The 21630-nt window shown below is 54.9% G+C and carries 16 protein-coding genes and 1 tRNA gene; 11 read left to right on the forward strand and 6 right to left on the reverse strand.

From position 1 onward, the window contains the following. Positions 1–114: 114 nt before the first annotated feature. On the forward strand, positions 115–1041 hold the full coding sequence (locus tag RZ35_RS11865; protein ID WP_455709712.1) for an FAD:protein FMN transferase: 927 nt from the start codon (positions 115–117) through the stop codon (positions 1039–1041). Between the two features lie 240 nt (positions 1042–1281). Here the strand turns inward: RZ35_RS11865 and RZ35_RS11870 are convergent, their stop codons facing one another. Continuing rightward, a complete protein-coding gene (locus RZ35_RS11870; protein WP_026743505.1) occupies positions 1282–3498 on the reverse strand; it encodes a TonB-dependent receptor in 2217 nt (738 codons plus the stop codon). A gap of 621 nt (positions 3499–4119) precedes the next feature. Between RZ35_RS11870 and RZ35_RS11875 the strand changes: the two genes are divergently transcribed. From RZ35_RS11875 to RZ35_RS11890, 3 genes are all read left to right on the forward strand, one after another. Next, a complete protein-coding gene (locus tag RZ35_RS11875) occupies positions 4120–4479 on the forward strand; it encodes a GtrA family protein (protein ID WP_026743506.1) in 360 nt (119 codons plus the stop codon). Next, a complete protein-coding gene (locus RZ35_RS11880) occupies positions 4476–5387 on the forward strand; it encodes a glycosyltransferase family 2 protein (protein ID WP_026743507.1) in 912 nt (303 codons plus the stop codon). Before RZ35_RS11875 ends, RZ35_RS11880 begins: the two co-directional genes overlap by 4 nt. A gap of 168 nt (positions 5388–5555) precedes the next feature. Beyond that, positions 5556–6619 (forward strand): IS3 family transposase gene (locus tag RZ35_RS11890; protein ID WP_235195116.1). Its coding sequence is split into 2 segments (ribosomal slippage): positions 5556–5808 and positions 5808–6619, totalling 1065 coding nucleotides; the frame shifts between segments, so codons are not numbered across the junction. A gap of 159 nt (positions 6620–6778) precedes the next feature. Here the strand turns inward: RZ35_RS11890 and RZ35_RS11895 are convergent. Further along, positions 6779–6855, reverse strand: a tRNA-Arg gene (locus tag RZ35_RS11895). Positions 6856–7209: 354 nt separating this feature from the next. Between RZ35_RS11895 and RZ35_RS11900 the strand changes: the two genes are divergently transcribed. Beyond that, on the forward strand, positions 7210–9666 hold the full coding sequence (locus RZ35_RS11900) for a DUF3772 domain-containing protein (RefSeq protein ID WP_026743509.1): 2457 nt from the start codon (positions 7210–7212) through the stop codon (positions 9664–9666). 213 nt (positions 9667–9879) lie between these two features. Here the strand turns inward: RZ35_RS11900 and RZ35_RS11905 are convergent, their stop codons facing one another. From RZ35_RS11905 to dgcN, 3 genes are read right to left on the reverse strand one after another with little or no spacing between them, the layout of a single operon-like run. After that, positions 9880–10740 (reverse strand): D-amino-acid transaminase, encoded by an 861-nt coding sequence (locus tag RZ35_RS11905; protein WP_026743510.1) that lies wholly within the window; start codon positions 10738–10740, stop codon positions 9880–9882. A gap of 41 nt (positions 10741–10781) precedes the next feature. Then, positions 10782–11762 carry an N-acetyl-D-Glu racemase DgcA gene (gene dgcA, locus RZ35_RS11910; protein ID WP_026743511.1) on the reverse strand — a complete coding sequence of 327 codons (981 nt, stop codon included), beginning with the start codon at positions 11760–11762 and terminating at the stop codon, positions 10782–10784. After that, positions 11759–12760 carry an N-acetyltransferase DgcN gene (gene dgcN / locus RZ35_RS11915; RefSeq protein ID WP_026743512.1) on the reverse strand — a complete coding sequence of 334 codons (1002 nt, stop codon included), beginning with the start codon at positions 12758–12760 and terminating at the stop codon, positions 11759–11761. The genes dgcA and dgcN overlap by 4 nt, the downstream gene beginning before the upstream one ends. 675 nt (positions 12761–13435) lie before the next feature. On the opposite strand from dgcN, the gene alaC reads away from it, so the two are divergent. Next, complete coding sequence (alaC, locus tag RZ35_RS11920) at positions 13436–14671, forward strand: alanine transaminase (protein WP_026743513.1); 1236 nt, start codon at positions 13436–13438, stop codon at positions 14669–14671. Positions 14672–14777: 106 nt separating this feature from the next. After that, the gene (gspS, locus tag RZ35_RS11925; protein ID WP_036153326.1) at positions 14778–15161 is read left to right on the forward strand and encodes a type II secretion system pilot lipoprotein GspS; all 384 of its coding nucleotides are present in this window, start codon (positions 14778–14780) and stop codon (positions 15159–15161) included. On the opposite strand, the gene gspB is transcribed toward gspS, so the two are convergent. Beyond that, a complete protein-coding gene (gene gspB, locus RZ35_RS11930) occupies positions 15158–15649 on the reverse strand; it encodes a type II secretion system assembly factor GspB (protein WP_026743515.1) in 492 nt (163 codons plus the stop codon). The two genes, gspS and gspB, sit on opposite strands and share 4 nt — an antisense overlap. Positions 15650–15933: 284 nt before the next feature. On the opposite strand from gspB, the gene gspC reads away from it, so the two are divergent. From gspC to gspF, 4 genes are all read left to right on the forward strand, one after another. After that, complete coding sequence (gspC, locus tag RZ35_RS11935; RefSeq protein ID WP_026743516.1) at positions 15934–16743, forward strand: type II secretion system protein GspC; 810 nt, start codon at positions 15934–15936, stop codon at positions 16741–16743. Between the two features lie 43 nt (positions 16744–16786). Next, on the forward strand, positions 16787–18877 hold the full coding sequence (gene gspD, locus RZ35_RS11940; RefSeq protein WP_071999795.1) for a type II secretion system secretin GspD: 2091 nt from the start codon (positions 16787–16789) through the stop codon (positions 18875–18877). Continuing rightward, positions 18874–20373 (forward strand): type II secretion system ATPase GspE, encoded by a 1500-nt coding sequence (gene gspE / locus RZ35_RS11945; protein WP_026743518.1) that lies wholly within the window; start codon positions 18874–18876, stop codon positions 20371–20373. Before gspD ends, gspE begins: the two co-directional genes overlap by 4 nt. A gap of 1 nt (position 20374) precedes the next feature. Then, the gene (gspF, locus tag RZ35_RS11950) at positions 20375–21601 is read left to right on the forward strand and encodes a type II secretion system inner membrane protein GspF (RefSeq protein WP_026743519.1); all 1227 of its coding nucleotides are present in this window, start codon (positions 20375–20377) and stop codon (positions 21599–21601) included. The last annotated feature ends 29 nt before the right edge of the window (positions 21602–21630 follow it).

Genomic DNA, 21630 nt, shown 5'->3' on the forward strand with positions numbered 1-21630 from the left:
GCCCCGCCTGCGTTTTAATGGCCTCCATCATTAGCGATGTTTTTCCCCTCTAACCGCGACGGTGCTTTTATGACGACGTCTGAAGACAACTCTTTTTCCTATGCCGCGACACTGATGGGCACGCGAATTTCCTTAACGCTTTTTTCTCTTAATGAGGATCTGGTTGTTCAGGCTTTCAAACGCATTAAACGTCTCGAAGATTTGCTGACGGTGAATCGCTCCCTGTCGGAAGTCATGAATATTAATCACGCGGCGGGTCAGCATCCGGTAGTGGTTAGCCCCATCGTGTATCAGTTGATTAAGCGCGCCCGGCAGGTGAGCCTGCTGGACAACAGTCATTTCAATTTCACCATCGGGCCTATCGTCAAGCTGTGGAAGATCGGTTTCAGCGGCAATACGGNGCCTGACGCGGCAGACATTCAACAGCGCCTTAGCCTGACGGATCCTCGCCACGTGATCCTGAACGATGAAGCGCGCTCCGTCTTCCTCAAACAGGAGGGCATGGAGATCGATCTGGGCGCTATTGCCAAAGGTTATATCGCCGACGTGATTAAAGGCTACCTGCGGCAAAACGGTGTCGAAGACGCGTTATTGAATCTGGGCGGCAACGTGCAGGCGATGGGGCGATCGTTAAATGATCCTCACGGGCGATGGAGCATCGGCCTCAAAAAGCCTTTCGCTGAACAGGGTGAGTTGATCGGCGTGATTAAAGTAATTGATAAATCCGTCGTGACTTCCGGTACTTACGAGCGTTACTTCACCCTTGATGGCGAGCGGTATCATCATATTCTGGATCCGAAATCGGGCTATCCGCTGAATAACGAATTGGACAGTGTCACCATCGTGTCGAACGAGTCCATTGATGGCGACATCTACACCACCCTGATGTATGGCATGGGGGTGAAAGCCGGGATCGCGTATCTGCAAGACTTCCCTGGTATTACTGCCATCTTCGTGACGAAAGAGAAACAGATCATTCTGTCGCCGAACCCCAATTACGAGTTCGAGCTACTCGACAAGCATTATTCGGTTGTTGCGTGACGAGGCAGATAGCGTCGCGGTGATCGCTCATGCGAATATTCGAGCTGGCCTTGGAAGCATCTACGTGATTCGCCTGCGTATTTATAGGCTGGAACGTTTCAAGTGCATGCGATGGGCATGGCGCTGGCGTAAGTTGCTCTATTGATTCGCATCCCTGTTTGCCTGAAATGGCCCCTGAGGCGGAGAAAAAAATCCCGACGTTCATGACGGGATGCCGGGATCTTAGCGCAGGGAAGGGCGTTAGAAGTCGTAGCTCATGGACACCTTGAGCGTACGGGGTTCCCCTTGGAAGACATATACGCCGTAATCCTCCACGCCAGACCAATATTTCTCATTGGTCACATTGTTCAACGCCACGCGCCAGATCATCTCGTTCTGGTCATTATTCACGCGAGTACGGTAGCGCAGACCCAGATCCAACGTGGTGTAGCTGTCGAGCTTTTTGGTGTTCTCCGCGTTGGCGTACTGTGAACCGGTATGGTTCAGCTGCGCCGTCGCGGTCAAACCATCCACCGGTTTGATGTCGTATTCAGCGCCCAGCACGCCGTAGAAACGCGGGACGCCGATGGCATCATGACCGTCGTTGGCGCCGTCGGCGGTTTTGGTTAGCGTAGGATCCAACCAAACCGTGCTGGCGTTAAGACGCACGCCCAATACGGGTTCACCAAAGACGCTCAGCTCCAGCCCGCGGTTACGCTGCTCCCCGTCGACGCTGTAACGATTGCTGACGCTATCAATAATGGCTGAAGGCTTCTTGATTTCAAACAGCGACATCGAACCGCCTACGCGACCCATATCAACCTTGACGCCCACTTCATTCTGTTTCGAATGGATGATGCCGGTGCTTTGGCCTGCGTTAGCCGCCGTGTTCGGCGCGATGCTGCCCGGCTCCAGGCTTTCTGTATGGTTCGCATACAGCGACAACTGTTCCCACGGCTTGTAAACCACGCCATAGGTCGGCATCCAGCGGCTTTCGGTAAAGCGAGAGTCCGCCTCTTCCTCGCCGGTCGCGTTACTGTAGTTGCGTACCACCACTTTTTGGTGACGCCCGGCCACGGTGAACAGCAGTTGGTCGTTCAACACGCCGAGCGTATCGCTCAGCAATACACCCTGCATGCGCGAACGACTGGTAGTCAACGGATCGGCATAACGCCCGCCCCACAGGGCGTTGTCCGGCATGGCAACATCGCTGTTGTGGTAGATATTGGTGGCAGGGTTGTCAAACGACATGCCCCAGGCGGTTCGGGAACGCGTGGTCAGGGCCGAGTAGCCGACATTGACCCGATGGGATACGAAGCCGGTATCGAACCTGCCGCGTAAGCCGGCCATGCCGCTGAAATTATCGACGATATTGTTGGTGTCCAGACGTGAGACAGTCGCCTCGCCGTTTTCGCTGATGAGCGTCGGAGAAGAGTATATCCCCATTTCATTGGCATGCTGCCCGCCCAACGCGGCATAGGTGGTCCAGCTGTCGGTCAGATCGTATTCGGCGCGAGCCATCCCGAATTTATTGGAGATATCGCTGTAAGCCCACTTTTGCGAATAGTTGCGCGTGTTGCCCGGTACGACGGGAACATCGTCTATACCGCTGATATTGATGCCAGTTTCACTGCCGTGGAATGTTTTTTTCTGGTAGCCCAGATCCAACGACGTTCGGAAGCGGTCGCCGCGATAATCCAGCCCGAGAGAGGCCATGGTGGTACGACGTTTATCGTCATCCACGGCCGTTTCGCCTTCCCGGTGTACCACATTCATGCGTACGCCGAACTGATTGTCGTCGCCGAAGCGACGCCCCAGATCCAGACTACCGCCTACCTGCGACGATGAGGTGTAATCGACGCCTACGCGAGTGGTCGGCGTGTCTTCCGCGCGTTTGGGTTCGAGGTTGATCATGCCGCCGACGCCGCTGGTGGAGGCACCGTTAACCAGTGAATTAGCGCCTTTGAATACTTCCACGCGGTCGAGCATCTGGGTATCCACCACTTGACGCGGCACCACACCTGCCAGCCCCCCCATGGTCATGTCTTCCCCATACAGCTTGAAACCGCGGATCCGGTAGGTTTCCGCCAGGTTGCCATAACCCTGAACCGCCTGCACCCCTGCATCGCTGTGTAACAGCTCGGCAATGGTTTTCGCCTGTTTGTCCTGCACCATTTTGGCGGTGTAACCGACCACGTTAAACGGCACATCCATGGCCTTTTGTTCACCGAGCATGCCCAGNCGCCCGCCGTTGGCGACCTGGCCCTCCAGATAGGCGGGGACCAGCGCATCGCCGCCAGGCCGGAAGTTCTCCGCCTCGCTCGCCTGCACCACGATCGTATCTTTTGAATCGGTCGCGGCATCGGCGTCAGCCTGGGTCGGTGTCGTTGCTGCGGTAGCCGTCTGAGTAAGAGAGCCTACCGCCAGAGCCAGCAAGGTTTTACGTAAAGGCGTGGATGTGTTTTTGACGTTATACATAGTTCGCTCAACTATAGAGAAAAGTTGAAATGGCAAATCCCGTTTCCGGGGCGTTTTTTTATTGATTCAACGTCGCAGGCCGGGTTGCGCGTGACCTGAGGATTGACAAGCTTCAGCGATGTAGTCACCGGCAATGCCCTGAATATGGGGGCTATGAATAATCGTTTGCCGAGAGCGGCGTTCTGCTTGCCGCGCGGTTGGCGAAAGACCGTGGATAAATAACCGCAATTAAAAATAAGAACTATACGCATCCGCGTTACGCAATCAAGGGATTTGTGGAAACCAGAGGGAAGCGGTGTGGGGAGCGCGTGGGGTAGAGCGATGCTTTCGAAAAATGGGGAGAGTATCAATACGCTAAAAGCGCTCTATAACATTAAAACAAGAGAATAATGGATACAAAAACGCAACATTGTTATTATATGCTTTCATGGTGCATTGATATTACTTATCCTCTTGAGCTGAATGGTGTAGCGAAACGCTTCAGATTGCCTAAACGATAACTATTTCATTCCAGCTAATTATTTTGTGAGTCCCCTTTTTTACGTGTTTAACATTACCTTGATCATCCCTCCTTCTGATGCCAAAATTTGCCCATAAATTTACAGAATCTTAGCGGTTACTATGCTCAGACTTATTGCGCGTTACATGTCCGTCGGCGTTTTGAACACGTTGTTACATTGGGCTGTTTTTAGCGCTCTTTATATGTCAGGTCAAAAGCAATTCTTATCGAATTTCATCGCTTTTTGTGTCGCTGTGACCTTCTCATTCTTCGCCAATGCCCGTTGGACCTTCACTGCTGAAGCTACGACGGCCAGATATACGATGTATGTGGTTTTTATGGGAGCACTGGCTGCGTTGATCGGGGGGTTGGCGGATGTGGTCAGGCTTAATCCAATCTGCACTCTCATTGTATTCTCGGCCCTGAGCCTGGTATGCGGTTTTATCTATTCACGTTATGTCGTTTTCAAGGTTAGAAAATGAAAATATCTCTGGTAGTGCCCGTTTTTAACGAGGAAGAGGCTACTCCCATTTTTTATGAAACTGTCAGGGGGTTTACTCCCTTCAAAGACTGGCAGGTTNAAATTGTCTTCATTAACGACGGTAGTTCCGATAGCACCGAAGCGGTCATCCGCGATCTTGCTCGCCAAGATCCACTTGTGACATGTGTTTCATTTACCCGCAACTTCGGCAAAGAACCTGCACTGTTTGCCGGACTTGAGGCCGCAACAGGGGATGCCGTAATTCCTATCGATGTCGATCTTCAGGACCCGATAGATATCATCCCTGCAATGGTTGCAAAATGGCAGGCTGGAGCAGATGCCGTATTAGCCAAGCGATCAGACAGAAGTTGCGACGGGCGTTTAAAACGAAATACCGCAGCTTTGTTTTACAAGCTGCATAATCGTATCAGTCATCCAAAAATTGAAGAAAATGTGGGTGATTATCGTCTGATGTCGAGAGAAGTAGTGGAGAATATCAAACTGCTGCCTGAGCGAAATCTTTTTATGAAAGGAGTGCTTAGCTGGGTAGGTGGCCGTGTAGAAGTAGTCGAATACACGAGAGCTGAGCGTGTGGCAGGGAGCACAAAATTTAATGGCTGGAAGCTCTGGAATCTGGCTTTAGAAGGGATTACTTCTTTTTCCACATTCCCACTTAGGATGTGGACTTATATCGGTTTCTTTGTTGCGGGTCTGTCCTTTTTATACGGGATCTGGATGATAATTGACAAAATTATTTGGGGTAATGCGGTTGCTGGTTATCCATCCATTCTTGTATCCATTCTTTTCCTTGGTGGAGTCCAGCTTATAGGTATTGGTGTGCTCGGTGAGTATGTCGGAAGGATTTACTCAGAAGTTAAGAATCGGCCACGCTATGTGGTAAAAAAATAGTGACAAATACTATTTTATTCCCGGTGTAATATAAAATATAAACGGAATTCATCATGAATAAAAGTTGGAAATATGCCGCGTACTATTTTGTAAGTATCCCGGTAATCCGAACCATTCACTTTTAGAGATCTTCCGGCATACTGAATATGTCCCCATGAGGAGATCGCTATGCGTAAAGCCCGATTCACCGAACATCAGATTATCGCCGTCCTGAAGTCTGTCGAAGCAGGACGGACCGTCAAGGATGTGTGTCGCGAGGCCGCTATATCTGAAGCTAGCTATTACAATTGGAAGGCGAAGTATGGCGGGNTGGAAGCGGCAGATATTAAAAAGATCAAAGATCTGGAGGACGAGAACCGGCGGCTCAAACAGATGTTTGCCGATCTGAGCCTCGAAAACCGGGCACTGAAGGACGTCATAGAAAAAAAGCTTTAAAACCAGCGATAAAGCGTGAGCTTGTCAGCTATCTGACGACGCAGTTTACGATGAGTATACGCCAGGCATGCAGGACGCTATCGCTGAGCAGGACGGTGTTTCGTTATCAACCGGATACGCGACGTGATGAACCGGTGATCCAGAGCCTGACTGAGGCGGCTGAACGCTATCCCCGCTACGGATTTAAGAAGCTTTTTCAGGTGCTTCGCAGGCAGGGCCACGTCTGGAACCACAAGCGTGTACACCGGATTTATTGTCTGCTAAAACTCAATTTTCGTCGTAAGGGTAAACAACGCCTGCCGGTGCGTAATCCGGCCCCCCTGGCCACGCCGGAAGCCCTTAACCAAAGCTGGTCGATTGATGTTATGCAGGACGCGCTAACATGCGGCCGACGTTTTAGGACTTTCAACGTCGTTGATGATTTTAACCGCGAGGCTCTCGCCATCGAAATTGACCTGAATATCCCGGCGCAGCGCGTTGTGCGGGTTCTGGAAAGAATAGTGGTAAACCGTGGATATCCGCTGAAGATGCGGATGGATAACGGACCGGAACTGGTATCACTGACTCTTGCGCAATGGGCTGAGGACCATGGCGTAGTGCTGGAATTTATCAAGCCAGGCAAACCGACGCAAAACGCATTTATCGAACGGTTTAATCGAACGTACCGGACAGAAATACTGGATTTTTATCTGTTCAGAACACTGAATGAAGCACGGGAAATAACGGAGCGCTGGCTGAATGAATATAACAATGAGCGGCCTCATGAATCCCTGAATAACCTGACGCCGGAAGAATAACGGCAGATGACTGAGAAACCGGAAATCTCAAAAAGTGAGTGGAACTAAAACAGGTGTGCTTACAAGTTGACCTCGGTAGAACTCGTGACGAAAAAATTCAGTACTTTCAGAGAGTATAATGGATAAAAAGCGAATTCGATCGAGGTGTGTCGATTTGAATGGTACGCCCTACAGGATTCGAACCTGTGACCTACGGCTTAGAAGGCCGTTGCTCTATCCAACTGAGCTAAGGGCGCCTTGGGAAGAGAGATTGCGATGTGCCGCAACCAATAACAAGTGGGCTGGATTATACCCACCCCCCCCGATGAGTCAACGACTTGGCGGCCGATTTTGGCCAGACGGCGATTCCCTGTACAGCAAAGCACCGTTCTCGCTTTTCACTGATTGATAGCGTCGCTTGTTCGATCCTCATCGAGAAAAGCCTTTTTAGTTTCATCGTCGCCCATTGCCACTGCGAGGCGATACGCAATTACGGTCTCCTCTGATTGGAACTTTGCCATACTTTTGTACTATTGGATTACACTTTAGCCTGTCTGGTGTGGGTGTATGGAACTCCGCCGTCTCTGATGAACTTGGGAACCTTTCGCTATATGCCAACTTTATTTTCCGTAATGATGCGTGTTTTTTTGTGGGCGATGTTGGTCTTGCCGATGGGATATGGCGTGGCGGCGGAGACGGCATCCCAATCCGCACAAGCGAGCGGGGAGTCTAACGTCAATGTCGATGCTGAATTGGTACAGCTCCAGAAACAGTTGGACGGTATCAAGCAGCAGGTGTCGGGAGTCAATAACGACAGCAAGTTCGGCGACCTGAACGATCAAACCCAGCAGCTCATCAGCAAGGCGGACGAACTCTCGGCGGTCGTGACGCCGCTTCGTTCACAAATGCAGTCGCAGCTTAATGTGCTGGGACCGGAGCCCGAGTCGAGTTCCACGCTCAATGAAACCAATGAGGTGACGCGTAAACGTAATAGCCTCAATCAGAAAAAAGCCAATCTGGATTCACAGTTAGAACAGATACAAGCGCTGCACGCCAGTGCGACCAATCTTTCCATACAGATCGTCAACCTGAGGCGGAACGCACTGAAGACACAGCTGGCGCTCGATTCGGGCAGTCTTTTTGGTGCGCGCTTCTGGTCGCCGATTGTTAATCCACAGCCGGAGGACGTGAGCCGGTTATCCTCGTTTTCTCAACAGGTCGCGAGTGCATTTACCGGAGCATGGAGTGCGGAATGGCGCTGGGGCTCTGCGATATTGCTGCTGATTGCGCTGGCACTGGTGACGCTTGGGGGCAAATACCTCGAGAAATATCTGGCCTGGCTGGGGATAAACAAGCTGCCGGAAGGACGGCTGCGGCGCAGCTTTCTTGCGACCGCGACCGTCATGTCTACCGTACTGACGGTGGGGATTGCCGCCAATTTGATCGATATCACATTTACTCGTCATGATATCGCCTCTGAACGCGTCGCCTCTTATATGGATACGCTGGTACGCCTCACCGTGTTCTGCTCCATGATTGCCGGATTGGGGAGGGCCTTCCTGTCTAATCAACGGCCTTCGTGGCGTCTTCCCGCCATCTCCAATCCGGTGGCTAAGGCTATGACGCCGTTTCCGGTGATCGCCGCGTTAATTATTTTGATATTCGGAATCATCGAGCAGGTGACCATCACCATGGGCACCACGGTTGCCGTTACCATCGTTGTTAACGGGCTGGCGACGCTATGCCTGGCATTGACGACGGGCATGGTTGCCTTGAGAAGTAATCAGATACGTCGTCAGATGGTCGAAACTGGCGAGCAACCGGAAGCGCGTTCCACGCTTTCCGGGATCATTCATCTGGCAGTTTTGCTGACGACCTTTGCCGTACTGGTTTCGCTGGTTATCGGCTATATCTCTCTGGCGCGTTTTCTGATCTACGAGCTGGTGTGGATAGCCATCGTGTTTTCCTNCCTCTATCTCTTTTCCNCGCTGGTGTCTGATGCGTGTGAGAGTCTGTTTTCGCCAAACAATCTTAGCGGTCAGCGTATCAAGAGTTCGTTGAATCTTGATGACCGTCATTTAGCTCAGGCCACGGCGTTGCTCTCTGCCGCAGGCAAAGTCTTCCTGATTCTCATGGCCGCTGTCGCGCTGCTGAATGGGACGTTTGGCACCACTACGCCACTGGAGCTGATGAAAAAGGCGCTGGATATCTGGGGTGGGAAAGGGCTGGAAAACTTACGTATTGTTCCGGCCCGGTTGGTGGATGCACTGATTTTCCTGGCGATAGCCCTGTACGCCATGCGTTCTTCACGGCGCTGGCTGGAAAATGATTTTCTTCCAAAAACCACCCTGGACCGCGGGATTCGGGCGTCGATGGTTACGATGTTCAGCAACGTCGGCTATATCATCATCATTTTGCTAACGCTGGCCACACTAGGCATTCAGTGGAACAAGCTAGCGTGGATTGTCAGCGCGCTGTCGGTAGGTATCGGCTTCGGGCTGCAGGAGATAGTGAAAAACTTTATCTCGGGAGTCATCTTGCTGACGGAGCGTCCTGTGAAAGTCGGCGATCTGATTAACATCAGCGGAGTTGAAGGGGATATTCGGCGTATTAACGTGCGAGCGACGGAAATTCAGCTCGGNGACCTGTCGACGGTCATTGTACCTAACTCGCAATTTATCTCGCAGAACGTACGCAATATTACGATGGGCAATGCCCTTGGCGTAGCGACGCTCGCGCTGTCTTTCCCATTGGATACCGATCCCCAAGAGGCCAGAACCATTCTGCTGGATTCCTATACGGAGCATGAAGGCATTTTAACCAGCCCCGCGCCTTCGGTGACTTTTAGTCAATTAAGCGCTGACGGAATGGTGCTCAGCGTGACTGGATATGTCAGCAGTCCTCGCCTGGTGGCGAGTGTTAAAAGCGACCTGCTGTTCGAGATAATCAAACGTCTGCGCGCAGCGGGTATCCCGCTGGCGGTACCCCAGCGCATGGTGCTGGAAAATGCGCAAAACACAACTACCGTACCTCCTTCGATGTTGGGCGACGACGCGACGCGCACCTGAAAGGTTTGAAGGCTAAATTCGATGTGGCGAACTATTTGATTTTTGGCACAAAAGCCACCGATCGTTGGATGAGTAGTGAAGCGAAAAAGTTGTCGACTTCCCTTATGAAGAGGCAATGTGCTGATGTCGGGACTGACTGTAAAGAGTAAGCCGACAGACGATACGCAATAGGGTCATCTGTCGGCTTCAAAGGCTATCTGGTACAGGCGGCGTTTATTGCGTCTGCTGTTTGACCATCTCGATGTAGATCTCGCGCAGGCGACGCGTAATCGGGCCGGGCTTGCCGTCGCCGATGGTTCGGTCATCAAGCGTCACTACCGGGAGAACGAACGTGGTGGCTGAGCTGATGAAAACCTCTTTGGCATGATAGGCTTCTTCCGGCGTGAACAGCCGTTCTTCCAGTCGGATGCCATCCTGTTCGGCCAACTGCAAAATAGCCTTGCGGGTGATACCGTGAAGGATGTCGTGACTGAGGGGACGGGTCACCACCGTATTATCGTGCAGCACGATGTAGCAGTTGCATGAACTTCCTTCCGTCACAAAACCATTCTCCACCATAAAGGCGTCTTCCGCGTTGTGTGCGTGGGCAAACTCTTTTGCGAGACAGGCTGCCAGCAGGCTTACGGTTTTAATGTCGCGACGATGCCAACGAATGTCCGGGCAGGTCACGACCCGAAGCCCGCGTTCCGCTACCGGATTTTCAAGCACCGGTCGAGCCTGGGTAAACAGGACCAGCGTCGATTTCACGTCGGCGCCGGGGAAGTGAAAATCACGATCGCCTGCATTGCCGCGCGTCAGTTGAAGGTAGATAGCGCCTTCCTGCATCTGATTTTTTTCGATTAAGGCCTGATGAATATTTTTCAGCTCTTCAATGCTGACCGGCAGCGTCAGCGATAGCTCCCGACAAGAGCGCTGCAATCGGGTCATATGACCATCGAATTCGGCCAATTTGCCGTTGACCACGGCGGTGACTTCATAGACGGCATCCGCAAACAGAAAACCGCGGTCGAACACGGAAACAGACGCTTCCTGTTCTTGCACATAGCGGCCGTCAACATAAACAAGACGTTGCATTACAACACTCCTTTAACTCGTCATTTGGCGCAGCTTATGCGTTAGCCCCATAGTGCCGCCGTAGGTGGTGCGATGATACTGCCATCATAGTGCAGACCATTTTCACGGTCGCGTTGCAACAGCAATGGGCCATCCAGATCGACGACTTCAGCGCCTTGCGCTACAAAGGTGGCTGGCGCCATCGACAGCGACGTGCCGACCATGCAGCCGACCATAATCTGCAGGCCCGCTTTGTGGGCTTCGGCGCGCAGTCGCATGGCCTCGGTCAGCCCGCCGGTTTTATCCAGCTTGATATTGATCATGTCGTAGTAACCGGCGATGGCGCTGAGTGAATCGCAGTCATGGCAGGACTCGTCGGCGCAGATAGGAATAGGATGCGGTAACACCTCCAGCTCGCTGTCTTGTCCGGCGGGCAGCGGCTGCTCAATCATCGTCACGCCTAGCGCCGCCAGCTCGGGCACCAGTTTCAGATAAAGCTCGGCGTTCCAGCCCTCGTTGGCGTCGACGATCAGTCGCGCGGCAGGGGCGCCTTCACGTACGGCGGCCACTCTCGCCAAATCGTCTTTGTCCGCCAGTTTCAGCTTCAGCAAAGGTCTGGCAGATTGTTTCTGGGCCGCTATACGCATGTTGTCCGGCGTATCTAACGACAAGGTATAGGCGGTTTCGAGCGCGTTGGGCGCCGATAACGGCAGTCTCTGCCAGACTCGCTGTCCGACTTGTTTACATTCCAGGTCCCAAAAGGCGCAGTCCACCGCATTACGCGCCGCGCCGGACGGCAGGCGGCGTTGAAGCGCGATCCGATCCAACCCGTTGCGGAGATCGTCCTCCAGCGACCGGATCTGTGCTATTACGCTATCGATAGACTCGCCGTAGCGCGCGTAGGGAACGCACTCGCCATAGCCTGTCGTGCCACCCGCGCTCAGCGCGACGACAACGACATCGGCCTGCGTTTTGCTGCCGCGCGAAATAGTAAAGGTGCCTTGCAGCGGCCAGCTTTCATGAGAAACGTGAAGTTCTGTCATAGGTCAGCCAACTGGTCAACGATGCGTCCAACGCCCTGACGGAAGGGATCGACCACCGGCAGGCCGAATTTACTCTCCGTCTCGGTAATGAATTTTTGCGCGGCGGCTTCATCCAACGCCGAGGTATTCACGGAGATGCCGACGAAACGCGCATTGGGATTGGTGAGGTGCGCCATCGATAAATTCAGCGCCATACAGGCGGCGAGATCGGGGACTGGATAGTCGACGCCGCGCAGGGTTTTACGCGTTGGTTCGTGGCAAAGCACCAGCGCATCCGGCTGCGCGCCGTGAATGATGCCGGTAGTTACGCCCGCGAAGGACGGATGGAATAGCGATCCTTGACCTTCGATCACATCCCAGTGATCGGCGTCATTGGCCGGAGCCAGCACCTCGACGGCACCGGCGGTAAAGTCAGACACCACGGCGTCGATGCTAACGCCTGAGCCGCTAATCAGAATGCCGGTCTGACCGGTCGCTCGAAAAGTCGCTTTCTCGCCGCGCGTCAGCAGCTCTTTCTCAATCGCCAACGCGGTATACATCTTGCCGCAGGAGCAGTCGGTGCCGACCGGAAGCAGCCGTTTGCCAGTCCGTTTGCGACCGTTTGCGACCGGGAAGGTTTGTGTTGGATGGCGAACGTCGTGAAGGTTTCTTCCCAGCCTGGCCGCCAGCGCGCTGAGTTCAGGGACGTCGGCTAGACGGTTATGCAGCCCGGCGGCCAGGTCCATACCGCTTTCCAGCGCTTCGCTCAATACGGCTATCCATGCGTCGGAGATGATCCCGCCCCGGTTGGCGACGCCGATCACCAGCGTTTGCGCTCCGGCGGCGCGAGCCGTCGCGATGTCCATATCGGGCAGTTGGCAATCGGCGCGACAACCCTCCATACGAAACTGGCCTACACAATATTCGGGATGCCATTGCTTGATGCCGATGGCCACTTTTGCAGCCAGCTGATCGTGCGCATCACCCAGAAATAACAAATAAGGCTTTTTGATATCCATCATACATCCTCGAATTAAATTAAGGCGTCAGTCATTAATCATGCGATATGCGTTTGGGGCGAGAAGGTCTGTCTGTTTAATCGATAATAACGAGAGTTATATTGTTGTCAATGTAGGGGTTCAATCAGTTTTTATATCTATATAATTGGTTTTTTTCTGGTGTTAAATTTCAACTTATGTGTTTTATTTGAAATTAAATGTCGATATTTTTTTATATTTAGGATTGTCGTTTTTTTAATAAAAAAATTAGACGGCGTTTTTATTATTTATTTTTTAATTCATTGTTTTTTAAGTGTTTTTATTTTTTCTTTTCGCCTGCTCTATTTTGGTGATGATGATGCATTGTTGGGCCCCAAAATAATGCAATATCGGCTCTGTTTCGGTAATAAATAAGTCAGCTATTTACGTTGGTATGCTCCTTTTTTTGACTCTCTGTCTACGGAGGCTTAGACAATGATAATCCTTAAAAATAAGAGAGGAAGTCTACTCGCCTGTTCCGATGGGATGGGGGGAACGCCGTCATTCGCCGTTTCGCTTGGGTGTGGAAGGCGCGTCAAATTTTTACGTTGAGCTTATCGACAGCGCCCGGAAACTGGGATAGCGTGAGGGCTGACTCGCTCGCGGGTCAATACGTCGCTCGGACGGTCCGGGCGCTTACGTGACTACGAGGTATTTATGGCTGATAGCAATTCTCCGCGCCGCTTTTCGCGCATCGATCGTCTTCCCCCTTATGTCTTCAACATTACCGCTGAATTGAAAATGGCTGCGCGTCGCCGTGGCGAAGACATCATCGATTTCAGTATGGGAAATCCGGATGGCCCCACACCGCCGCACATTGTTGAAAAACTCTGTACGGTTGCCCAGCGCGAAGATACGCACGGCTATTCGACCTCTCGCGGCATCCCGCGTCTGCGCAGAGCGATCTCGCGCTGGTATGCTGACCGCTATCAGGTGGATATTGACCCGGATAGTGAAGCCATCGTCACCATCGGCTCTAAAGAGGGGCTGGCGCACCTGATGCTGGCAACCCTCGATCATGGCGATACGGTATTGGTGCCCAATCCCAGCTACCCCATTCATATTTACGGTGCGGTGATCGCCGGTGCGCAGGTTCGCTCTGTACCGTTGGTGGACGGCGTTGACTTCTTCAACGAGCTGGAGCGCGCTATATGCGAAAGTATACCCAAACCCAAGATGATGATTCTGGGGTTCCCTTCCAATCCGACGGCACAGTGCGTCGAGCTGGATTTCTTCGAGCGGGTCGTGGCGCTGGCGAAACAATATGACGTGCTGGTCGTGCACGATCTGGCCTACGCCGACATCGTCTATGACGGCTGGCAGGCGCCTTCCATTATGCAGGTGCCCGGCGCCAAGGATATCGCGGTAGAGTTTTTTACCCTGTCTAAAAGCTATAACATGGCCGGATGGCGAATTGGCTTTATGGTGGGGAATCCTGAGCTGGTCAATGCGCTAGCCAGAATTAAAAGCTATCACGATTACGGGACCTTCACGCCGTTGCAGGTGGCGGCGATTGCGGCGCTGGAAGGCGATCAACAGTGCGTGCGCGATATCGCGGAGCAGTACCGTCAGCGCCGCAACGTGCTGGTGCGCGGGCTTCATGAAGCGGGCTGGATGGTCGACGAGCCGAAAGCGTCGATGTACGTATGGGCGAAAATACCGGAAGCGTATGCGCACTTAGGCTCCCTTGAGTTCGCTAAACGCCTATTGGCGGAAGCCAAAGTGTGCGTGTCGCCGGGGATTGGTTTCGGCGACTACGGCGATACCCACGTTCGTTTCGCACTTATCGAAAATCAGGATCGTATTCGCCAGGCGGTCAGGGGCATCAAGTCCATGTTCCGCGCGGACGGCATTTTGCCTGCGTCGCAGAAAAAACACGGCCATAGCGCCTAGCTCTTAGCCTTAATCGGAAAAGCCGGGTTCCCGCCGTTCGTCTCATCGGTAGACGACGGCGGTTCAGGTTTTTTATGGATGTTTTATCAAAAGGACGAATCAAGTCATGCGTTTCTCTTCGCTTCATCTCATCGGTTTCACCTTCTGCTGCTTGATTATCGCTGGTTGCCAGTCATCTTCTCCGTCCCGTTCCGGGAACGCCAGAGCCACTCAGGATGAGCAAATCAATCAGCTCGCGTCGTTGGTCGCCGCCGGAAAATATCTGCGCACGCAGTGTAACCGCAGCGATTTGCCGGATGACAATACGCTCATGCGCGGCGCGCTGCGTCAGGGTGAAAAGAAGGGATGGGATGTCAGCGGGTTTCAAATGTTGCCGCCGCTGAGCGACACGCTCTATGAAGGACTCCTGAAGGATGGGACGCCGAAAGATCAACAGTGCTCGGCGTTCAATCTGTCCGTGTCTCCCTTCCTTAGCGCCATTCGCGGTTAGGGGGATGATGGGTTGTTCTCGGAAGATTCTGGTTTTCCTCCCGGCCAGTCTTCCAGCGCATCCAGAATAAAAGGCTCGCCGTTGACGCTGAACACGGTGACATCCTGCTGAATTTGTTCGATCACCACGCCGCTAAATGGGCTATCGCCTTCACGATAGCGTTGGTTGTTCAGCGTGACGCTGCGCCGCTCCGGTTCCGACGTAAACACGTGTGCGCTGTAGGTGAAGGCAGGCAATTCGCCGTTGTCCGCCGAAGGGGTGGGCGGCATAGGCGCGGCGTTGGCGGCGGGCAAGGTTGCCGCGTGGCTGGGCGGCGCCGTAACGATGTGAGGCGGAGGCGTTATTGCCTGGCGGAATTCTTGCCAGCGTTGATGCCCCAACCATCCCAGCGCGAATAGCAGCAGGGCATAGAGGACCAGCAGATAACCGGGGATGACATAGCCTCGGGAAATCGGGGTCGATGGGGTTACTTCCGGTGCGCTGTCCACATTTTTTCCTTAAATATCATGCAATAGCTTCCTTTCTTGCTCACTTTTGGAACGTCGGGATTCCCGGATTGACGGATTTGCGCGAAGGCCCGCATAACCAGATTAATATCCCGATATAGCGCGGGAGAACGCTCAGGGGGGCGGTTCCTTAATTCGGCGGTTCGTGGCATCATATACCCGTTTTTTTCTCGGGGGAATGGATTGCCTGAGAGGCGACGGCAGGGCCTAAACGGCTTTGATGGATGGGTCGGCCTTGTTGCCAAGGCATAGGGATAATGTTTCTCATGGATAAAGTAAAATTGCCATCGTTGACGCCACGGACGCTCAGACGGAGCCTGCTGGCGCTGTTTCTGCTGTTGACCGTTTTGCAGACGGCATCGTTGTTTCAACACCGTGATCTGGCCCCTTTGCCTGCCGTCGCGCGGACGCCGACACCTCAGCCACCTTCCTCTCTTGATCTACCCAATGACTACTCTCTGTTTGGCGTCGCACCGGAAAAAGCGGCCGCTCCCGATCCGGAAGCTGAACATCCCGATTCGCTACCACTTTCTTCCCTGCATCTGTCGCTGACGGGCGTATTACTGAGCCAGGATGCCGCGCATTCGATTGCGATCTTCAGCAAAGATAATCAACAGTTCAGCTGTAGCCCCAACGAATCTCTGCCCGACGACGACGCCAAACTGGTAGCGATCCACGCCGACAGCGTGGTTCTGCTTTACCAGGGCCGTCATGAGGTGTTGCGGTTGTACGAACAACCGGGCGGCGAAGAGTCTCAGACCGATACGGCCGCCTTGCAGCAGCTTCAGCCGCGGCCTTCCTCTCCGATTAGCGACTACCTTGAGCTTGCGCCGCTGATTAACGGCAACAAATTGAGCGGATATCGCATCTCGCCGGGTCGGCATCCTGATGTCTTTTACCGGGTGGGACTGCAGGATCGCGATGTGATTATCGCGCTGAACGGACTGGACTTGCGTGACGAAGCGCAGGCGAAAACCGCCATGGAGCGGATACCGGAAATTCACACATTTACCCTGACCGTCGAACGGGAAGGGCAACAACAAGATATCTACATGGAAATTGGGGGCGAAGAGTAACGTGCGGAGCAAAGGAGTGATCAAACGATGGGAGCGAGCGGCAATCGGCTCGCTGCTGTTGGCATCTTGCTGGTGCTGGGGCGCAGAGTTTTCCGCCAGCTTCAAAGGAACTGACATTCAGGAGTTCATCAATACCGTCAGTAAAAACCTGAATAAAACCGTCATTATCGACCCCAGCGTGCGCGGCACTATTACCGTGCGCAGCTACGACATGATGAACGAACAGCAGTATTACCAGTTTTTCCTTAGCGTGCTGGACGTCTATGGCTTCTCCGTCGTTCCGCAGGATAACGGCGTTCTGAAGGTCGTGAGAGCCAAAGATGCGAAAACGGCCGCCATCCCGCTGGCCAGCGATGAACAGCCGGGCCACGGCGATGAAATTGTGACGCGCGTGGTCGCGCTCAATAACGTCGCCGCGCGCGACCTGGCGCCGCTGCTGCGCCAACTGAACGACAGCGCCGGGGCGGGGAGCGTCGTCCACTATGAACCGTCCAATACGCTGTTGATGACCGGCCGCGCGGCGGTGGTCAAGCATATGATGGAGATCGTCGCGCGGGTGGAGAAAATCGGCGGCCGGGATATGACCACGGTTCCGCTCAACTTCGCATCGGCGGACGATATGGTCAAGCTGGTGAACAACCTCAATAAAACCGATGAGAAAAACGCGCTGCCAAGCAGTGTGTTAGCGAATGTGGTCGCGGATAGCCGGACCAATTCGGTCATTGTCAGCGGCGAAGAAAAGTCGCGTCAGCGCGCGGTACAGATGATCCGTCAGCTTGACCGCAAACAGGTGGTGCAGGGCGGCACCAAGGTCATCTACCTTAAATACGCCAAGGCGGTTGAGCTGCTGGAAGTGCTGGCGGGAAGCGGCACCAGCGGCAGCCGTAATAGCTCCAGCACTCCCACCACGTCGCACAGTACTCAGAACAGCGGCAACAGCAGTTCTTCCTCCTCCTCGTCTTCCTCGAATAGCGAAGACAGCGCTTCGTCAAACAGCAGCAGTCTCGGCTTTGGTTCGGCTTTCAGCTCCAGCGGTAGCTCGGGCGGCAAAACCATCATGATTCAGGGGAAAGAAGTGACGGTCCGCGCGCACGACCAGACCAATGCGCTGATTATCACCGCGCCACCCGACATCATGAGCGACCTGGAACAGGTCATCGACCAGCTGGATATCCGTCGACCTCAGGTGCTGGTGGAGGCGATTATCGCCGAAGTGCAGGATGCGGACGGTTTGAATCTCGGCATCCAGTGGGCCAACAAGCGGGCGGGCATGACGCAGTTCACCAGCACCGGCATGCCGATTTCGACGGCCATGGTTGGCTCCGATCAGTATCGCGCCGACGGCACGCTGACCAGTAGCTACTCCAGCGTGCTCAGCAGTTTCAGCGGGATTGCCGCCGGGTTTTATCAGGGCAACTGGTCGATGCTGCTAACGGCCCTGTCCAGCAACTCCAAAAACGACGTGCTGGCGACGCCCAGCATCGTCACGCTGGACAACATGGAAGCCACCTTTAATGTCGGGCAGGAAGTGCCGGTGCTATCAGGCTCTCAGACGACTTCGGCGGACAACATCTTTACTACCGTGGAACGTAAAACCGTCGGCATCAAATTGAAGGTCAAGCCGCAGATCAACGAAGGCGACTCCGTGCTGCTGCAGATCGCGCAGGAGGTTTCCAGTGTGGCGGACTCCTCGTCGAGCAGTACCAGCAGTCTGGGCGCGACGTTCAACACCCGCACGGTCAACAACGCGGTGCTGGTGGGCAGCGGCGAAACCGTGGTGGTCGGCGGACTCCTCGACAAGACTACGCTGGAAACCGACAGCAAAGTGCCTTTCCTTGGGGATATTCCGGTGATCGGCAACCTGTTTCGTTCCAAAAGCCGCCAGGTGACCAAACGTAATCTGATGCTGTTTCTCCGTCCGACCATTATTCGCGACGGTATGCAGTATCAGACGGCGACGGTAAACAAATACCGCGCCTTCAACGAGGAGCAGCAGCAGCAGCGTGGCGCCACGCGCGCCACCGGCGTAGTGCTGGATAATGACACGCTGCGTCTGCCCGCCGGCGGAGACACGATGGTCTTCCGTCAGGTACAGGCGGCCATCTCGTCGTTTTATGCCCGGGAGGGGCGATGAGCGTGCAGGACGTTGCGGCTTCAGGACTTCATCCGGTTCTGCCGTTCGCCTACGCCCGCACCCATAAAATACTGCTGTTGCAGGAAGAGCAGCAGCAGGCGCCGGCGCAGGTTTTCTGCGTCGGTGAAACGCAGCCCGATGCTTTTCTGGAAGCCCGACGCGTGGCGGGCGTTTCATTGAGCGTGAGCCGCCTCAGCGAAGCGGAGTTCGAGCGGGCGCTGGTGCAGCACTATCAGCGAGACTCCGCCGCCGCACAGCAGCTGATGGAAGACATCGGCAACGACATCGACTTCTACACGCTGGCCGAAGAACTGCCGGACAGCGACGATTTGCTGGATGCGGACGACGACGCGCCGATCATCCGCCTGATTAACGCCATGCTAACGGAGGCNATCAAGCACAAAGCCTCCGACATCCATATTGAGACCTACGAACGAAACCTGCTGATCCGCTTCCGTATCGACGGCGTGCTGCGGGAAATCCTGCGCCCGCCGCGTCAGCTGGCGCCGCTGTTGGTGTCCCGCATCAAAGTCATGGCGAAGCTGGATATCGCTGAAAAACGCGTGCCTCAGGATGGACGCATGGTGCTGCGTATCGGCGGCCGCGCCATCGATGTGCGCGTTTCGACGCTGCCCTCCAACTATGGGGAACGTGTGGTACTGCGCCTGCTGGACAAGGACAGCGTGCGGTTGGATTTGGCCGCGCTGGGCATGAGCGCCGCGCATCAGCAAGAGGTGGACGAGCTAATCCACCGTCCGCACGGCATCATTCTGGTGACCGGGCCGACCGGCTCGGGGAAAAGTACCACGCTGTATGCGGCGTTGAGCCGCCTCAACGCCACCGAACGCAACATCATGACGGTGGAAGATCCCATCGAGTATGAGTTGGACGGGATCGCCCAGACGCAGGTGAACACCAAGGTCGGCATGACGTTCGCACGCGGACTGCGCGCCATCCTTCGTCAGGATCCGGACGTCGTGCTGGTGGGGGAAATCCGCGACGGCGAGACGGCGCAGATTGCCGTGCAGGCTTCGCTGACCGGGCATCTGGTGCTGTCGACGCTGCATACCAACAGCGCCTTGGGCGCGCTGTCCCGCTTGACGGATATGGGCGTGGAGCCGTTTTTGTTATCGACGTCCCTGCTCGGCGTGTTGGCGCAACGGCTGGTGCGCACCCTGTGTCAGGACTGTCGCCAGCCCTACACGGTCAGCTCTGAACAGGCGCAGCTGATGGGGATTGCGCCCGGCATACGGCTGTATCGGGCCGGGGGCTGTCCTGCCTGTAACGAGACGGGCTATCGCGGGCGAACCTCAATCCATGAGCTATTGCCTATCGACGACGACGTTCGAACGGCGATTCACCAGCGGGAAGGGGAGCAGCAGATTGCGCAACGGCTGGGCGAACGCTGGGGATCGTTGCGACAGAGCGGGCTGCAGCAGGTCATCGCCGGTAATACCACTTGGGATGAGGTGGTGCGCGTGACAAGGGCGGAATGAGATGGCGCTGTTTCATTATCAGGCGTTAAGCGCGCAGGGGAAACGCCGCCGCGGCGTTCAGGAGGCCGACTCGGCGCGGCAGGCCAGACAGCTGCTGCGTGAGAAAGGGCTGGTGGCGTTGACGCTGGAAGCGCAGCGCGATGCGGGGCCGTCCGGGGACGGCGGATTCTTTACGCTGCGGCGCTCTCAACGCATTGGGGCCTGCGATCTGGCGCTGCTGACCCGACAGCTGGCGACGTTGGTCGCTGCGGCGTTGCCGCTGGAAGAAGCGCTGGCGGCGGTGGCGGAGCAGAGCGAGAAGGCCGCGCTGCGCACGTTAATGGCGGCCGTGCGGGCCAAAGTCGTCGAGGGTCATTCGCTGGCGGAGGCGCTCAGCAGCTTTCCCGGCAGTTTCGAGCGTTTGTACTGTGCGATGGTGGCGGCGGGCGAAGCCTCCGGCCATCTGGATATCGTCCTCAATCGGCTAGCGGACTACACCGAGCAGCGTCAGCAGATGCGCAGCCGCATTCAACAGGCGATGATCTATCCCTGCGTTTTGACGCTGGTCGCCATCGCGGTGGTGTGCATCTTACTCTCCGCCGTGGTGCCTAAAGTCGTGGACCAGTTCGTTCATATGAAGCAGGCGCTCCCTTTTTCCACGCGGTTGCTCATGGGGATCAGCGACGCGGTACGTGTCGGCGGCCCGTGGGTGCTGCTGCTGTTGGCGCTGGGGATGATGACGGGACGCTGGCTGCTGCGACAGGAAAAATATCGGCTGCCTTTCCACCGTTTTCTCCTGCGGCTGCCGGTCGTCGGGCGCGTGTTGCGCGGGCTTAACACCGCGCGCTACGCCCGCACGCTCAGCATCCTCAACGCCAGCGCCGTGCCGCTGTTGCAGGCAATGCGTATCAGTGGCGATGTGCTGAGTAATGACGATGCCCGTGAACGGCTCACGCACGCGACGGAGGCGGTACGCGAAGGCGTGAGTTTGCATCAGGCGTTACAGCAGACGTCGCTGTTTCCCCCGATGATGCGACATATGATCGCCAGCGGCGAACGCAGCGGCGATCTCGACGCCATGCTGGCGCGCGCGGCCGACAATCAGGATCGCGAATTCAGCGCGCAGGTCACGTTGGCGCTGGGACTCTTTGAGCCGCTGCTGGTCGTCACGATGGCGGGCGTCGTGCTCTTCATCGTGCTGGCCATTCTCCAGCCAATTCTGCAATTAAACACGCTTATGAGTATGTGATTTCGAATAACGTCAAAGGAAACAATAAA

Origin of the sequence: Lonsdalea quercina subsp. quercina (genome assembly GCF_000688655.1) — a bacterium.
Classification (GTDB): domain Bacteria; phylum Pseudomonadota; class Gammaproteobacteria; order Enterobacterales; family Enterobacteriaceae; genus Lonsdalea; species Lonsdalea quercina.

Excerpts from the sequence above, each read along its gene's own strand:
- dgcA (WP_026743511.1), bottom strand. The coding sequence starts at position 11,762 with ATGACAGAACTTCACGTTTCTCATGAAAGCTGGCCGCTGCAAGGCACC.
- gspF (WP_026743519.1), top strand. The coding sequence starts at position 20,375 with ATGGCGCTGTTTCATTATCAGGCGTTAAGCGCGCAGGGGAAACGCCGC.
- gspS (WP_036153326.1), top strand. The coding sequence starts at position 14,778 with ATGCGTTTCTCTTCGCTTCATCTCATCGGTTTCACCTTCTGCTGCTTG.
- gspC (WP_026743516.1), top strand. The coding sequence starts at position 15,934 with ATGGATAAAGTAAAATTGCCATCGTTGACGCCACGGACGCTCAGACGG.
- RZ35_RS11875 (WP_026743506.1), top strand. The coding sequence starts at position 4,120 with ATGCTCAGACTTATTGCGCGTTACATGTCCGTCGGCGTTTTGAACACG.
- dgcN (WP_026743512.1), bottom strand. The coding sequence starts at position 12,760 with ATGGATATCAAAAAGCCTTATTTGTTATTTCTGGGTGATGCGCACGAT.
- alaC (WP_026743513.1), top strand. The coding sequence starts at position 13,436 with ATGGCTGATAGCAATTCTCCGCGCCGCTTTTCGCGCATCGATCGTCTT.
- RZ35_RS11905 (WP_026743510.1), bottom strand. The coding sequence starts at position 10,740 with ATGCAACGTCTTGTTTATGTTGACGGCCGCTATGTGCAAGAACAGGAA.